The sequence below is a fragment of the Methanothermus sociabilis genome (genome assembly GCF_055392295.1).
In genome coordinates, this window is the sequence record NZ_AP042467.1 from 1,140,616 (window position 1) to 1,154,529 (window position 13,914).

The 13,914-nt window shown below is 30.9% G+C and carries 14 protein-coding genes; 1 reads left to right on the forward strand and 13 read right to left on the reverse strand.

All coding sequences use genetic code 11. From position 1 onward, the window contains the following. Nucleotides 1-3: 3 nt before the first annotated feature. The 13 genes from ACZ5LY_RS06200 to ACZ5LY_RS06260 are packed head-to-tail and all read right to left on the reverse strand — an operon-like array spanning nucleotide 4 to nucleotide 11,342. The gene (locus ACZ5LY_RS06200; RefSeq protein WP_013413249.1) at nucleotides 4-159 is read right to left on the reverse strand and encodes a 50S ribosomal protein L39e; all 156 of its coding nucleotides are present in this window, start codon (nucleotides 157-159) and stop codon (nucleotides 4-6) included. A gap of 4 nt (nucleotides 160-163) precedes the next feature. Next, on the reverse strand, nucleotides 164-748 hold the full coding sequence (locus ACZ5LY_RS06205; protein WP_013413250.1) for a DUF7411 family protein: 585 nt from the start codon (nucleotides 746-748) through the stop codon (nucleotides 164-166). 2 nt (nucleotides 749-750) lie between these two features. Beyond that, nucleotides 751-1,095 (reverse strand): DNA-binding protein, encoded by a 345-nt coding sequence (locus ACZ5LY_RS06210; protein ID WP_013413251.1) that lies wholly within the window; start codon nucleotides 1,093-1,095, stop codon nucleotides 751-753. A gap of 22 nt (nucleotides 1,096-1,117) precedes the next feature. After that, the gene (locus tag ACZ5LY_RS06215; protein WP_013413252.1) at nucleotides 1,118-1,555 is read right to left on the reverse strand and encodes a 30S ribosomal protein S19e; all 438 of its coding nucleotides are present in this window, start codon (nucleotides 1,553-1,555) and stop codon (nucleotides 1,118-1,120) included. Nucleotides 1,556-1,565: 10 nt separating this feature from the next. Beyond that, nucleotides 1,566-1,829, reverse strand: a complete 264-nt coding sequence (locus tag ACZ5LY_RS06220) for a YhbY family RNA-binding protein (protein ID WP_013413253.1) — start codon at nucleotides 1,827-1,829, stop codon at nucleotides 1,566-1,568. Next, nucleotides 1,826-2,155, reverse strand: coding sequence for a ribonuclease P protein component 4 (locus ACZ5LY_RS06225; protein WP_464577444.1), 330 nt, complete (start codon nucleotides 2,153-2,155; stop codon nucleotides 1,826-1,828). Before ACZ5LY_RS06225 ends, ACZ5LY_RS06220 begins: the two co-directional genes overlap by 4 nt. A gap of 11 nt (nucleotides 2,156-2,166) precedes the next feature. Next, nucleotides 2,167-2,724, reverse strand: a complete 558-nt coding sequence (locus ACZ5LY_RS06230; RefSeq protein WP_013413255.1) for an adenylate kinase family protein — start codon at nucleotides 2,722-2,724, stop codon at nucleotides 2,167-2,169. Next, a complete protein-coding gene (locus tag ACZ5LY_RS06235; protein ID WP_013413256.1) occupies nucleotides 2,721-3,497 on the reverse strand; it encodes a sulfide-dependent adenosine diphosphate thiazole synthase in 777 nt (258 codons plus the stop codon). The genes ACZ5LY_RS06230 and ACZ5LY_RS06235 overlap by 4 nt, the downstream gene beginning before the upstream one ends. Nucleotides 3,498-3,500: 3 nt before the next feature. Then, nucleotides 3,501-4,580 (reverse strand): OBG GTPase family GTP-binding protein, encoded by a 1,080-nt coding sequence (locus ACZ5LY_RS06240; protein ID WP_048060532.1) that lies wholly within the window; start codon nucleotides 4,578-4,580, stop codon nucleotides 3,501-3,503. A 4-nt stretch (nucleotides 4,581-4,584) separates the two neighbouring features. Next, nucleotides 4,585-7,149, reverse strand: a complete 2,565-nt coding sequence (locus ACZ5LY_RS06245) for an STT3 domain-containing protein (RefSeq protein WP_464577447.1) — start codon at nucleotides 7,147-7,149, stop codon at nucleotides 4,585-4,587. 10 nt (nucleotides 7,150-7,159) lie between these two features. Further along, complete coding sequence (gene topA, locus ACZ5LY_RS06250; RefSeq protein ID WP_464577449.1) at nucleotides 7,160-9,277, reverse strand: DNA topoisomerase I; 2,118 nt, start codon at nucleotides 9,275-9,277, stop codon at nucleotides 7,160-7,162. A 26-nt stretch (nucleotides 9,278-9,303) separates the two neighbouring features. Continuing rightward, a complete protein-coding gene (gene serB, locus ACZ5LY_RS06255; protein ID WP_464578010.1) occupies nucleotides 9,304-10,770 on the reverse strand; it encodes a phosphoserine phosphatase SerB in 1,467 nt (488 codons plus the stop codon). Nucleotides 10,771-10,790: 20 nt separating this feature from the next. Beyond that, nucleotides 10,791-11,342, reverse strand: coding sequence for a TATA-box-binding protein (locus tag ACZ5LY_RS06260; protein WP_013413261.1), 552 nt, complete (start codon nucleotides 11,340-11,342; stop codon nucleotides 10,791-10,793). Between the two features lie 194 nt (nucleotides 11,343-11,536). On the opposite strand from ACZ5LY_RS06260, the gene ACZ5LY_RS06265 reads away from it, so the two are divergent. Then, entirely contained in the window at nucleotides 11,537-13,912 is a 2,376-nt protein-coding gene (locus ACZ5LY_RS06265) for an OB-fold nucleic acid binding domain-containing protein (RefSeq protein ID WP_464577451.1), read from the forward strand. Nucleotides 13,913-13,914: the final 2 nt, after the last annotated feature.

Below are 13,914 nucleotides of genomic sequence, written 5' to 3' on the forward strand. Positions count from 1 at the left end.
CACCTATACTTTAAGTTTATTTCTTCTCCAATGTCTTTCTTTTGGATTTCTAATGTTCCTTCTGCCTGTTTTTAACATTACCCACGCAGGTACACGTCTATTCTGTCTCATGGCTTTAGATAACCTTATTTTTTTTGCTAAATGTTTGTTTCTACTCATGCTATCACTTCCAGCCTATAACTTGTGTTTGATAATGAGATGGTGGAAAATATGATTCAGGTTTTTCTCCTATTTTTTTTATTAGATATCTTATCTCCACTTCATAATCTGAAGTTTTCATAAGTTTACTATCTATTTTCCTTAATTTAAACAACCGGGCAGATAACCTATTTATGGTTTTATGCCCCATACCTCTTAAAGTTATATATTCTATATCATTTTTATCTTCAAGACTTCTTATTTCATCGATATTTAATTTGGGGACCCTATCATCCCTTCTTGTACCATCTGCAACAACAGGGTACTTTTTAGCAACTTTTTCAACAACTTTTTTATGTAAATAATTTATGCCATTATTTGGAAATCCATCCTCAAGTATTTTTTCTACAGCTTTAATAATGATTTTTTTATTTAATTTTAATACTTTATGTTCAAAGTCTAAAGCCTTTGCAGATTCAGCAGCAGCTTTCCATGAATCATAAATTCCAAAATTAACTGTTACAAGTTCAACATCCATACCTAATCTATCGAGAATCGTAGCCATTAATGAACTATCTTTTCCACCACTGAATAAAACACATGCTTTCATCACTACATCCTTTTAATTCTTATTCTTCTTCTCTTACTGCTAATCTTCCTTAACAATTCTTTTAATTGTTTATCAGTTATTCTTGAACGAAGCTGACCTGCACTAGCTAGCTGAATTAGCTGAAGTTCTAACTGTTCTACAAGTTCAGGCCTTGCTAATCTTAAGTTTGCTAATCTGCTTCTAGCTTGTGGTGTTAATATTCTCCTCAATATATGTCTCTTCTGAATCTCAAATTGTCTTCGAATTTGTTCCTTTTGAGCCTCTGATACTTGTTCCCTTTCTTCAGCCATTGCTTTACGTTGTAATTCTAACAATTTTCTACGTCTTATTTCTTCAATATCTGTCAATATATCATCTCCTTTTATAAATTTAATATTTACTAAGCTCAGGAATCTTTTTCTTGATTTTATGTGATAATTTATCTAGGAAAGATCTACCTTCAGGTGTGATAATCCTTCCTTCATCGGTTTTTTCTACAAATCCAAGTTTTTCTAATTGTTGTAGTCCTTTTCTTACAATTGCTCCGCTGCCTCTCCTAAATCTCTCAGGCCTGGCACCTCTATCCTTTCTTCCACCATACCAAGTTCTTAAACGATTAACACCTACAGGTCCATCCAAATATATGCGTCTAAGTAAAGATGCCAATCTTATGTACCACCAATCAGGATTATCAGGACGACGCTCTTTGTGTACACCTGTTTTTACAAACTTAGCCCATTCAGGTGGTTTTATTTCGGATTTTTTCTTTAATTCTTTTGCAACTTCCTCTATAAGTAAATCTGCAGGCACATCATAAACTGTTGTCATTTGCAACCTCCTAGTTTTTGTTTTTAAATAATACTGCCGTATTACCTCTCAAGTCTACTAATGAAGCACCAGTTTTTCTGATTATCTCTTCTAAATATTCATTTTTTCTTGTAGATATAGTTTTAGCAAATCTTATTTTAATCACCTTTTTTGCCTTTAATTGCCTTTTAATTTCATTTATTAGATTATTTGTAATTCCGCGTTTCCCTATATTTACAGTCACTGCTGTAAGTGATTTACGCATTAACTCTTTTTTTCTTTTTATAACTTTCAAGTTTCATTCTCCTTTTTTCTTTTTTTTTCTTTAATATATGGATACCTCATTATATGCCCACATTCAAGACATTTAATTTTCACTTTTCCTCCTGAAACTCTTATCCTACTATTATAACCTGGTTTTAAAAATTTATAGCATTTTTTGCAAAATCTTCTTTTCCAAATTCTAGGTATTCTAATATTGTATTTCATTGCTATATTTCTTGCTATTTCTACATATCTATGAGATCTCTCTGGGTGCTTATGAAATTCTCTTTCAGCGAGATTAAATAAAATATTGATTCTTTCTAATGCTATTCTGATCATCCATCTAGGTCTTCTCAAACTAGAACCTCTTAGTACTCATTTGAATTCTTGAATTTTTCTCTAACAAAATCCTCTAAAAAATCTATTTTACCTGGTTTAAAAATTTTCTTTCCATTAATTATCTCAACTATTAAATTACAAACATCATTGGGTAATAAATTAGTTGTATCAATTTCATGAACTTTATATCCATGAATTGATAATGCCTCATGAGTACAAACTCCAAGGGCTTCAGCTTCAACATTTTCCATTATTTTGGATTTATTGTATCCTCTTTTTTCCAATCTTTTTTTTAGATGTGATGGATGTAATCTTAACACAATTACAAAGTCAGCTGAATGACAAAGATGAGAAAGATGGCCTTCGACAATCCATATATTTTTATCTGAAGCTATTTTATTTATTTCTTTACATAATTTTTTTAAGTCCACAATTACGCTGTTCCTTTTTTCATCTAAACCTATATACAAACTTTTTTCTTTCACTAATTCATTTATATTTATAACTTTAGCAGATAATTTCTTTGCTAAGAGTTTTGATACAGTTGTCTTTCCAACTCCTGGAGTACCTGTCAAAAATATTTTCATAATAATCTTTCTCTAATTAATTCTGCAACTTTTTTTCCTGATAGTAACATTCCACCAAAAATCGGTCCCATTCTATAAGATCCATAGACAGAATTAGCAGCCATCCCGGCAACATATAGGTTAGGATATACTTCACCCGTATTTTTTATGACTGCTTTTTCACCTTTTTCTGCCCACATTGGTTTTTCTCCAACTATCCTACCAGTTTCTGTATTTAATACAGGACCTAATTTTTTTTCTACAGCCTTTACAACTTCACAATCATGTCCTGTAGCATCTATTACAAATTTAGATTTTATAACAAGTGGGTCAACATGAATTTTAGCCATTTCTGCTGCAGTCCAATTAACAACTATTCCAGAAATTTTTTTATTTTTTATAACAATGTCCTCTATGTTTATTAAATTAAAAATTTTGAGCCCTGATTTGCATGCCTTTGAAGCTAGCGTTGTTATCATCTCTATAGCATCTGCAACATAATAATTATTTTCATATCTTTCAGTGTTTACATCAAATTCATCTAATATTTTCTTACCTTCTTCTTGTACTACTATTTTATTAAACATCATTCCGCCGCCCCATGCACCGCCACCTATAGAAACTCTTTTTTCAAATAATGCTACTTTGAAACCTTCTTTAGCAAGATAATAACCTGCTGTTATCCCTGAAGGTCCTCCACCAGCAATTGCAACATCTAGATTAGTGTTATCAATTAATTCTTCCATATATTTACTTATAATAGCCTTAGAAATTGTAACTTCGTTTAACACCATAAATTACACCTTTTTTATTATCTGAACAATATCTCCATCCTCAAGAACATGTTCTAATCCTACTTTCTGACCATTGAATTTTGCAGATTTTCCCCATACCCTTGCATATCTGAAATCCTCTAAAAAGCTTTTATGTAATTTTTTACAAACATCTTCGATAGTACATCCCTTTCTCATAATTAAAGGTTCTTTATAATTTGGGTCCTTACCAGGTTTTTTTGTGTAGATACGTATAAGATTTAAATTTTTAAATATTTCTTCTTTGAGTTTATCAATATTTAAATTATTTTTTGCTGAAACTAGGATAGCATCTGGAAATTTAGATTTAACATGTTTAAGATATTCTTTATTCACCAAATCTATTTTGTTCACAACTTTTAAAACAGGTATGTATGTTCTATTTCCGGCTATTGCATCTATGAATCTATCTACATCAAACTTCTCTCTTATAATTACATCAGCACTGTAGATATTATATTCACGTAAAATAGATCTGACAACTTCTTCATCAACTTTATTTGTTGAATAAATATTGATTCCGCCTCTTTCTTTCTTTTTGATGCGTATATCAGGAGGTTTTTCTCCAGGTCTAATATCTACATTCCTTAGTTCATTTATAATAGTGTCGTAATCTAAATTAAACACATCCATTACTACAACAATTAAATCTGCGGCTCTAACTGATGAAAGTACTTCTCTACCTCTTCCTTTACCTTCTGAAGCACCTTTGATTATACCTGGAATATCAAATATCTGTATTTTTGCACCTTTGTATTCAAGCATTCCTGGAACTATGTTGAGTGTTGTAAATTGATAATTCCCAACTTTTGATTCGGCATTAGTAAGTTTATTCAATAATGTAGATTTTCCAACTGATGGAAATCCTACTAAAACAACTGTTGCATCACCAGTTTTTTTAATTAAAAAACCTTTACCTTTAGATTTCCCAGATTTTTTTGAGGCTTCTTCTCTTAATTTTGCAATTCTTGCCTTTAATCTTCCAATGTGTCGAGCAGTCGCCTTATTATAGGGCGTTCTTCTTATTTCTTCTTCTAGTTCTTTTATCATTTTTTCTATATCCATTCTATCACTGAGCAGTCCATATTGAAACTCCTGGTTCTGAATGTAGATACTTAAATGTTGTCTGGTTAAAACCTCCAAGTATGAATAATTTTGTAAAGACTGAATCTTCAAGTTGTTTATCCATAACTATTGTTACATATGATCCTCCTTGGCCAATTACGACTAATCCGTAATTACTATCTTTATCAACTATTTCATTCTTTACAACACGATTTCCTTCAATTATTACTAACTTATGTGGTTTAACTTCATTTAAATTACCTTTTGTACCCATGAGAATTGTTGCATTTATTTCATTAGCTTTTTTCTCAATTTTTGTACATATCATCTGATTTTGCATTACTTCGTTTATTGTGTATATCACGGTTTTATCCTTTTCTTTCTGTGGTGGAGACACTTGTTGTGAGATGTGGTAGAAATAATGAGTACCATTTTTTGTTTCAAAGTTCCAGCTTCCGAAATATGACCACCATGCTGCTTTGGGTATCATATCTGAACTACATACAAGTACAAATGGTCTTTTCTTGTCTGGATGTGTATATTGTAAAATAGTATCTGCTTGTTGAGGTGTAAGCTTATATTCATTTATCATTATGTTTCTAGCTTCTGATTTTGGAACACCCAATGTTTTATCTAATATTTCAACAGTTTTTGCGGTGTCGTGTGTGTAATTATCCAATGTTAAATATGCTTTATCACCACTACTTGCCAACATTCTTAAAATTCCGGCTGATAATGTTTCATTGTTAGTTAGCAACGCTTTACCTATCCAATATGCTCTAGGCGTGTTCTGAGAACCACCATCAAATGTTACAGGTCTATCTGCTTCATAAGTGAAAAAGTGCCCAAAGTCCCACCAGGACATAATTACGGTTCCCGGTGTCGTATGATCTTTAATCCATTTTGTTGCATTGTACATTCCTGTATTTGATGATGGGACGATCTGAGATGCAAATTGTTGTGCTCCATATATTGAAGGAGTTGCAGCGACTCCTACAATCAATAGTGCAATTATAACCGATCTTAACGAATGTTTCCTTACAATATAAACTAAAATAGCTGAAATAATTCCAGCTAAAAATTTCATTTGGACTGTTGGTGCAAATGGCGACGCGGCTAATATACCACAGATAAATGCAAGTGTTAAGGCTGTAAGTTCTGCACGAACATGTTTTTTCACGAAATCTGCAGCAAAACCAACAAAAATTCCTGCAGAAAGTGACATTGGTATTGAAAATGGTTCAGCAAATCTTATACCCTTCGTTACTGCATAACCTGCCATAATACTCCAAATTGTAAATAACACAGCATAAAATAAATGTTCTATTTGAATATCTCTTGATACTTCTTCACTTATTCTTCTTTTTCTTTTCTTAAATTTACTTGTTTTACCTGCTCTAATTTTTGGAGTAGTTTTAAGGAAATCTTTTGTCAATGAAAATTCACTCCTATATATAGAACCAGCTTTCCATAAGAGAGCAATTATCCCTGCAACACCTAATAGAAATACCCCAAGTCCTCCTATTTGACCAACAGCTGACATTTGATTAGGTAAAAATACAGACCCTGGTTTTCCAGGTATGGGCATTACAAAGGGAGGAACTTGCAACTCAGCAACTGAAATATATACGTTAGGATATGAAGATGTTTGAGTCAATGCTTGCATTTGTACTGCACCTACTAACTGAGACAATGCATTAGGTATCGCTGATGGACCACCACTTATCGTTAATATGCCACCACAAATGATAGCTACAATCAACAATGCTAATAACTCTCTTTGTCCTTTTATCCAATCTAGCTTGCTTACATATTCTACCTTTTCTCTCTCTATGAAGTATCTCAGTCCGAAGTATACAAGTGCAACCACAAAAATAACTGCTAGGTAGAATACATATCCAACCCATGAAAGTGAGAATAATATTATTGATATGGCCGTGGCTACAGCAAATATAACCCTACGTTTAAACGTTTTTGCAACTATACTTTCAGCAAAAAACCACATAATTAATATTGGGAACAAAACGTTAAACATAGCCGTACGGAACAGTCCAGCGAAGGTGTGTGCAAAATACACAGGTGCAAATGCTACTAAGAGTGCTGCTGTAATACCACCACAATCATTAGTTATTTTTCTTACAAATAGATATGCAGGAATTACAACGAGAGATCCTATAAATGCACCTGTCCAAAATGCTACCACAGGCAATGAAACTTTTTTGAAGATATTAACAAACTTATAAAGGAAAGAGGTAACATAGACAATCATTGGTGGATAATCAACTGGTCTACCTGGTGGATAGTAGGAGTGTAGGTCCCAATCTTTACCATTTACTTTAGTATCTCCCAACATTCCTTTTGTTAAAAAATTAGTTGTTAAACGTAAGTTGTAGTATGAATCTATTTCACTAAAGTAAGGTAATCCTGTAGATGGATCTTTGTAGAAGTTTTTTTGGTCTGGAGGAACGCCTCCAATGTTTACGGCCTCTGATCTTATATAAAATGCTAATGAAAAAAGGATAGCAATGATGGCTATTTGTTTAATAGTGTTTAGCATTTTTTTCTTCACTATGACCACCTCAAATAGGTCTTACATATTTACATTTTGGGAATCCTTTACAACCTACAAATTTACCATATCTCCCTGATTTTATTATTAAATCATTTCCACATTTAGGGCATTTCCCAACTATTTTTTCTTCATCTATTTTTTTACCACATTTAGGATTTAAGCATGCTACACGTCTGGGGTTGCCATATGATATTAAGGGTAAACCACATCTCTTACATTTACTTTCCAAAATTATTGCATTTTTTGGAAGTGAATAAGTAACTTTACATGCGGGGTAATTTGAACATCCTACAAATCTTTTTTTGTATTTTTGGGAATACCTGATTATTAAATTTCCACCACATTTGCATTTACCTATAATTTTTGATTTTTTATATGCATTATATAATTCTTCCCCTATTTCTTTTTGCTTATCTTCAATACTATTTAATATATCTTTAACTTCATTTTTAGCTTCAGTAATCACGTTTTCTTTATTAATTTCTCCTTTTATTATTCTTTTTATCTTTTTTTCAAATTCTCTTGTGAGTTTTTCACTAGTAATTTTCTTACAATATTTTTTTAAGATATTAATTATTTTTATTCCAAGTGGTTTAACTTTAATCTTCCTACCTTCTATATATTTCCTGTCATACAATGCAGATATTATTTCTGCCCTAGTTGATTTCGTACCTAAACCTCTAACTTCCATTTCTTTAATTAAAGATGCTGCAGTATACCTAGCAGGTGGTTTGGTTTTTTTCTCCTCTTTAATGATTTTTTCAATTTTTAATTTATCCCCTTCCTTAATTTCTGGAAATTCTTCATTTTTGACACTTGTATAAGGATAAAAACTCATCCAACCTTCTTTAATTATTTTTTGTTTATTAAAAATAAATTCATAATCATTTATGGATAATACTCCTCTTAAATTTGCAATTTTGGCTTTATCAGCAAAAACTGCAATAAATCTATGAACTATCAACTCATATAATTTTGATTCATCTTCATTCAAATTTTTTGGCATTACACCTGTCGGATGGATTGCCGGATGAGCTTCATCAGTTTTTTTACCTTCATACGGTTTAAATGGCTTTGATAATTTACTTATATATCTTTCGAACTTGGGATTTTTAGATAATCCCTCAAATATTTTCTCATAATCAATACTTGGTGGTAATTTCTGAGAAGAAGTTCTAGGATATGAAATGTAACCACCAAGATATAAATTTTGAGCCAGAGATTGTGTTTTTCTAGGGCTAAATCCAAACAATCTATATGCTTCTGATTGCAAGGTTGTTAAGTCAAAAGGAACTGGGGGATTTCTGTATTTTTTAGTAATTTTCACAGATTTTACTATAGCATTTTTATTTTTACATTCTTTAACAATTTTTAATGCTTTATTTTTATCAAATATTTTTTGTTCTTTAAATTTTGCCGTAAAGAATTTAGTTTTAGCTTCGATGACCCAATATGTTTTTGGTTTAAATTTTTTGATTTCTCTTTCTCTATCCACCAATATAGAGAGAGTAGGGGTTTGAACCCTGCCAGCTGATAGTTTGACGAATTTTTTTGTGGAATTCTGAATAGAGTTCATCAATGCCCTAGAGATGTTAACACCAAATAAAAAATCAAGAAAATGTCTTGTGATTCCTCCATTAACCTGGCCATAATCTATAGATGTGAGATTTTCATATGCTTTTCTTATATCTCTCTTTGTTAAGGTTGAAAATTTCATTCGTAGTGATTTTTTTAAAGATTTTTTGCCTATACAATACCTTAATACATTGTAACCTATTAAAGTTCCTTCTATATCATAATCACAGGCATGTATATATCTATCTGCTTTTTTACCCAATTTTTTTATTGCATCAATATAATTTTTAATGTATTTTCGTTTTTTATCAACTAAATAAACAGGTGTCCACTCTAAATCAAAAAAATAATCTTTCTTTTTATTTGAAGGTGCTAAAGTATATAAGTGTCCTACAGCAGGTACTACCAATATTTTTTTGTCAGTTTTTTTAATTTCCCAATATGGTACATTTTTGTATTTTTTCTTTTTTGTTGATGAAGATAAGGAATTAGCAATCTTCTCTGCTGCTTGTGGTTTTTCACAAATTATAACTTCATTTACGAGAGTCATAAACAGTCACTTCACCACACTAGTAACTATATAATATCATGCTTTTGTATCAATAGCAACTCATCAGTAGTAAGTTTTTTCCCTCTTTTGAATTTTTGATAGATTTTTTTGGCTCTTCTTTTCTCTATAAATTCTTTCTTGTTCTGGAAACTTTTGATAATTCTTTCTCTCTCATCCTTAAGTTTCCTAATTTTTTTATTTATTTTATTTATTTTAGACATTATTTTCTCAATTTCTTCATGTTTTTTATCTGCTTCTTTTTTGTATTTTACAAATCGTTTATGAGCATCATCAGCCTTTTCTCTCAATTTATCAACTTTTTTAAAATGTTTTAACATCTTTTCATGATATTCCTGTGATTTTTTTGCTAGAGTTAATACCTTTTCATGACATTCTTTAGCCTTGTTTTTGAGCTTATGTGCCTCTTCTTTAATTTTTTCATTTTTTCTAATTTTTTTTAATTTTTTTCCCAATTCACCAACCTTTTCAATTAGCTCGTTTTCCTTTTGAATACTTAGAACTCCAGTCTCTATTTTATTTTCAATTCGTTTTATTTCTGCCATAATTTTCCTTTTTTCTCTGTTAATTGGATCCCATTTTAATTTCTTAGATTTTTCTATGAACTCTGACCTTAAATTTTTATATTTTTTTACTTTTTCGTTGATTTTATCTCTTTTTTCTCTATAATCCAATGCCAATTTTAAATTTTCCTGAACTTTTCTATTTAATTCATTTCTAATTTTCCTATATTTTCTAGCTTTTGAATTAAATTTATTCCTCTCTTTAATTAATATAGCTTTCTTTTTTTCGTATTTTGTTTTTTTATCGATTACTTTATCTAATTCTTTCTCCAAAATTTCTAAGTCTTTATTATTTACATTATCTACAATCGGAATTATTTTACGAAGATCTTTCTCATTAATAACGACGTCTGCAATTTTTTTAACTATTGGTTTTGCGTTAAAAGCTATTCCTACCTTAACAGCCTCTAAAATAGGTATGTCGTTGGCACCATCTCCAACAGCGATACATTCATCAAAACTAATATTTTCTTTTTTTAATAGTTTACATAAAACATCATATTTTGATCCTTTTACTAGAGGACCACTTACTTTCCCTGTTAAAACACCATTTTTCACATGTAATTTATTAGACACTACATAGTCAATTCCCAATTTTTTCTTTATTTCTTCTGCTACAATATCAAAGCCACCAGTTATTGTAACTACTTTACAACCTCTAGCTTTTAACTCTTCAATTGTTTCCTTTGCCCCGTTCATTAATGGAAGTTTTTTTGCAAGAGATTTGATATCTTTAATTGGAATACCTTTAAGAAGTTTAACTCTTTTCTTTATAGAACTTTCAAAATCTAATTCTCCTTCCATCGCTTTTTTCGTGATTTCACTTATTTCTTCCTTTAAATTTTTTAGTTTGGCAATTTCATCTATACTCTCACAATCTAAAAGAACATTATCAAGATCAAAAATTACCATCTTTATCAAACTATCACCAGTTAAATCAAGTTTAACTCTTTTAAACGTTCTTTAGTTTTTTTAACACCTAATTTTGCATCTTTCGGGTCTCTTGCCCCAGTACAAACAACTTTTCCAGATCCAAATAAAAGCAATACAACCTTTGGCTTATCAAGTCGATACACTAACCCTGGAAATTGTTCAGGTTCGTATTCTGTATTTTCCAATGTCATCGCAATCTCATCTAAATTTAATGGTTTAGAAAGATTAGCAGAGGCAACTATGTTTTGTATTTTTATTTCATAATCTTCAGGGATGTCAGGGTCAACTTCTCTTATTTTATTAACAGTTGTTTTAATAGCCTTTATTGAATCTTCAACTGATTTTGCACCAGTGCATACAAGTTTTCCAGATCCAAATATCAATGCTGCAGTTTTTGGCTTATCAAGCTTATATACTAGTCCTGGAAATTGTTTTCTATTGAAATTGACACTTTTAAGAGCTTTAGAAATTTTTGATAAATCTATAGGTCTTCCTAATGTTGCGGATGCTACTATGTTTTCTATTTCAATCTCTAAATCGTTTTCACCCACTTAATCTACCCCCTTAGCAATGTTAACAGATAAAAGATATATTTATAACTTTGACTACTTAAAAAATATAATTGACTGACATGATGGAAACAAATTTAAGAGTTTTTAAATCCCATTGACAGTCCATTACACAGTAATTTACACAATAGATTTTTGTTATTTATGTCCCAGTGTTATGTGCAGGAGGCCAAACTTTGAATAAAAAATTAAGAGAAAAATACGAAAAAATTAAAGACAAAATATCAGAAGAAGAATTTTTAGAACTGATAGAAAAAAAGAAAAAAGAATTTGAAGATATTGGATTTATGAAAGATAGTAACGACGAAGAAATAGCTGAATTGGTAGTAAGTGAATTTTTAGAGGGAAAAAACGAATATTTATCTGATAAAGAAGAATTTGCGATGGATAAAATATCTAAAATTGAAGAAGGTGCTGAAAATTTGACAGTTAAAGGTAGAGTAATGAGAATATCAAATCCTAGGAAGTTTGTAGATCAAAGAGGTAAAGAAGGTAAGGTAGCAAACGTATTATTAGCAGATGATACAGGAGAAATTAGAGCTGTATTTTGGACAGAAAATATTCCTTTACTTGAGAAAATAAATGAAGGAGACATAATTGAAATAAAAGGTGTTGAAGCTAAAAGAGGGTTTGGTGGTAGAAAAGAAGTACATTTACAGCCAAGATCAGAAATAAAAAAATTAAAAGCAGAAGAATATCCAGAATTTCCTGAATATGAGGAAAAATTCATAAAAATCGGTGAAATTACTGGAGATCAATCAGAAGTCAATGTTATGGGACGTATAGTACATATATCTCCTATAAGGACATATAAACGGGATGGTAAAGAAGGAAAAATGGCAGCAATAAAATTAAAAGATGATAGTGGTGAGATAAGATATTTACTTTGGAATAGGGACGTAGATATAATCAATGATTTAAAACTTAAAGAAGGAGACGCTGTGAAAATACTTGGAGCTCAAGTTAGAGAACGAGATGATGAAATTTATTTAAGTCATGGTGGTTTGAGTAGAATAGAAAAAGGTGATTATGACGTACCCAAATTTAAACCTAAAGTACATAAAATTGGAGAGCTCCATAGTGAAGAACGTGATGTAACTGTAATTGGATTGGTTACAAAAGTCCAAGATATTGTTAAATTTGAAAGACCCGATGGAACAAAAGGAGCTGTAAAATCAATTAAAATAAAGGATGATACTGGATCTACATATGTAAAACTTTGGGGAGAAGATGCAAAATTAAAAATTAATAAAGGAGATGTAATTAAAGTAGTTGGAGGAAATGTTGTATTTGATGACTTTACATCTTCCTATTGTATAAATACAAATTGGAACACTAGGATAGAAATTAACCCTGAAAATATAAGTAATGAATTATCAAATCTTTTAAAAGAATATAAAAATGAATTAAAACCAAAGAAAATAGGTACAATATTAGAAATGGATAGTGAAGAAGGTGAAGAAGTAGATGTACTAGGTAGGGTTATAAGTGTAAGTGAACCTCGTGAATTTCAAAGAGATGACGGTATTGGTATAGTGAGATCTGTGGAAATAGCTGATGAAACTGGAATTATAAGAGCTTCATTTTGGGATGATAAAGCCTCTGAAAAGATAGATATAGGTGATGTACTACAAATAGAAAATGCGCGTATTAGAATAGGAAGTTATGGTGTTGAATTAAGTGTTGGAAAAACATCTCGAGTCATTCGAAAAGAAAATACGGCAGTTCCATCTCTTGAGGAACTTGAGAAAAAGATTTTTGTAACAAAAAATATAAAAGATCTTGAAAGAGATGATAGGCACATAAAAATTATTGGACGTATTATTGATATTGGCGAAATTGCTGAAAATCAAAGAGAAGATGGTTCAATTATCAAGTTTAGAAGAATGGAAGTTGCAGATAAAACAGGTACAATCGAAGTTTCACTTTGGGATGATAAATATAATCTACCACTCGACATTGGAAATGTAGTTGAAATTTATAATCCAAGAGTTGTTTTAAGAAATGAAAGGTTGGAATTAAGAGTAGGTAGGTCATCAGAAATAAAAGTATTGAAAGATGCAAAGGATATTCCAAAACTTGAAGAACTGGTGGATTTACATTGGCCAAAAAAAGATATTAAGGATTTAGAACCTGGAGATAGGAACGTAAGAATAACTGGGAAAATTGTAGAAATTTCAGGTAGTAGACCAATATCCTACCGTTGTCCAAATTGTCATGAACGTATAGATATAACTGAAGAATCTGTATGTAATTTCTGTGGTGAACCAATCGATGAACCAGAACATTTACTAGTGATACCTGCTAAGCTTGTCAATGACACTGGAGAAATACGTGTGGTATTTTTCAGGAGAGAGGCTGAAGAATTGATTGAGATGAAAACTGAAGAAATTGTCGAAATAATCAACGAAGTTGGAGAAGAAAATGCATTAGAAGATAGAATTAAAAGTTTTGAAGGAATAGACGTAACTCTTTTGGGATATGTGAGTGCAGATGAATATACTGGAGAACTCACGTTCATTCCCCGAAAAATAATTAAAAAGGAACTATAATA